This is a genomic window from Kitasatospora sp. NPDC047058 (assembly GCF_040643935.1).
In the GTDB taxonomy this organism is placed as follows: Bacteria; Actinomycetota; Actinomycetes; order Streptomycetales; family Streptomycetaceae; genus Kitasatospora.
Window position 1 is genome coordinate 1 of the sequence record NZ_JBEYVJ010000729.1, and the last position, 2,153, is coordinate 2,153.

3 protein-coding genes are annotated in these 2,153 nt (G+C 74.5%); 2 read left to right on the forward strand and 1 reads right to left on the reverse strand.

Annotation, left to right across the window (positions count from 1 at the left end):
• Nucleotide 1 precedes the first annotated feature (1 nt).
• On the forward strand, nucleotides 2-649 hold the full coding sequence (locus ABZ885_RS39875; protein ID WP_360199911.1) for a methyltransferase domain-containing protein: 648 nt from the start codon (nucleotides 2-4) through the stop codon (nucleotides 647-649).
• A gap of 15 nt (nucleotides 650-664) precedes the next feature.
• Here ABZ885_RS39875 and ABZ885_RS39880 read toward each other — a convergent pair whose 3' ends face one another.
• A complete protein-coding gene (locus ABZ885_RS39880; RefSeq protein WP_360199913.1) occupies nucleotides 665-1,168 on the reverse strand; it encodes a MarR family transcriptional regulator in 504 nt (167 codons plus the stop codon).
• Between the two features lie 98 nt (nucleotides 1,169-1,266).
• Between ABZ885_RS39880 and ABZ885_RS39885 the strand changes: the two genes are divergently transcribed.
• A partial coding sequence (locus ABZ885_RS39885; RefSeq protein WP_360199915.1) for an EamA family transporter occupies nucleotides 1,267-2,153 on the forward strand: 887 nt, incomplete at its 3' end.

A 2,153-nucleotide genomic window follows, 5' to 3' on the forward strand; every position in this document is an offset into this window, starting at 1 on the left:
GCTGGCGGGCAGCCCGGGCATCCGCCTGACCGCCGCCGACCTCTCGGCCGACTCGCTGGCCCGGGCGCGCGCCCGGGTGGCGGCGCACGCGCCGGGTGCGCAGGTGACGTGGCACCACGGGGACCTGCACCGGCTGCCGTTCGCCGACGGCGCCTTCGACCACGTCTTCGTCTGCTTCGTGCTGGAGCACCTGGCGGACCCGGTGGCGGCACTGGCCGCGTTGCGGCGGGTGCTGAGGCCGGGCGGCACCGTCACCGTGATCGAGGGGGACCACGGTTCGGCGCTCTTCCACCCGGAGAGCGCCGACGCCCGGGCGGCGGTGGACCACCTGGTCCGCTTGCAGGCCGCTGCGGGCGGGGACGCCCTGATCGGCCGCCGGCTGCACCCGCTGCTGACGGAGGCGGGCTTCCGCGACGTCACGGTCCGTCCCCGCACGGTCTCCGCGGACGGCAGCCGGCCGGCGCTGGTGGAGGGCTTCACCCGCCGCACCTTCGTCGCCATGGTCGAGTCCGTGCGGTCCGACGCGCTGGCCGCCGGCCTCGCCACGCCGGAGGCGTTCGACCGGGGCGTCGCCGGCCTCCGCCGCACGGCGGAGGAGGGCGGGACGTTCCACTACACCTTCTTCAAGGCGCTGGCCGTCAACCCGTAGCAGAAGGCGCGGCCGTCACCCGGCCGCGTCATCGTCGCCCAGGGTGGTGAGCATGGTGCGCAGGGCCGCCACCAGAGCCTCGGTCTGCGGTGCGTCGAGGCCGGAGAGGATGTGCCGTTCGACGGCGAGGTGGGTGGGGAGGGCCTGGTCGACCAGGGCGTGGCCCTCGGGGGTGAGGGCCACGTAGCGGCTGCGGCCGTCGGTCCCGCTGGGTGTGCGGGTGACCAGGCCGCGGGCCTCCAGGCGGTCGAGGCGCTGGCTGATAGCCCCGGAGGTGACCATCGACGACTGCATCAGGCCGGTGGGGGTGAGGAGGTAGGGCGGGCCGCTGCGGCGCAGGGTGGCGAGGACGTCGAAGGAGGCGGCGTCCAGGTCGTGTTCGGCGAAGTTCCGCTTCAGTTCGGTGTCGACGAGGCGGCTGAGGCGTTTGAGCCGGCCGAGCACCTCCATCGGGGAGACGTCGAGGTCGGGGCGCTCCGCGCCCCACTGCCGCACCACCCGGTCCACGTGATCTGCCACGGGTCCAGCCTAAACGATGCCTTAGCGGTGAGATACCTCACATCGGCGATCACCCACGGCCGCGTCCAGATGTCTTAGCGCTGAGATACATTGGCTTAGTGCTAAGGAATCGACTCGCCATCGTGCTGCTGACCGCTCTCGCTCCCGCCATCTGGGGCTCGACCTACCTCGTCACCACGGAACTGCTCCCGCCCGGCCGGCCGCTGCTGGCCGGAGTGATCCGCGCCCTGCCCGCCGGCCTGCTCCTCATCGCCGTCACCCGCCGGCTGCCGAAGGGCAGTTGGTGGTGGCGCTCGCTGGTGCTGGGTGCACTCAACATCGGCGCGTTCTTCGCACTCCTCTTCATCGCCGCCTACCGGCTGCCCGGCGGGGTCGCGGCCACCCTCGGCTCCCTCCAGCCGCTGATCGCCGCCGGACTCTCCGCCGCCCTCCTCGGCGACCGCCTCTCACTGCGCACCCTCCTGTCCGGCATCGCCGGCGTGGCCGGGGTCAGCCTGCTGGTGCTGCGCGCCGGTGCGCAGCTCGACGCCCTCGGGGTGGCCGCCGCGCTCGGCGGCGCGGTCGTGATGGCGACCGGCGTCGTCCTCTCCAAGCGGTGGACCTCGCCGGCCCCGCTGCTCGCCACCACCGGCTGGCAGCTCACCGCGGGCGGTCTGCTGCTGCTCCCGGTCGCGCTCCTGGTCGAGGGCGCGCCGCCGTCCCACCTGACCGGCGCCAACCTGCTCGGCTACGGCTACCTCTGCCTGATCGGCGCGGCCGTCGCGTACGCGCTGTGGTTCCGCGGGATCCGCGCGCTGCCGCCGACCTCGGTCACCTTCCTCGGGCTGCTCAGCCCGGTGGTCGCCACCGCCCTCGGCTGGCTCGCCCTCGGGCAGGACCTCAGCCCCGTCCAGGCGGTCGGCGCGGCGATCGTGCTCGGCTCGCTGGTCGCGGCGCAGACCCAGCGGCGGACCGGCCCCGCCGCCCCGGAGGAGCCGCTCCCGGC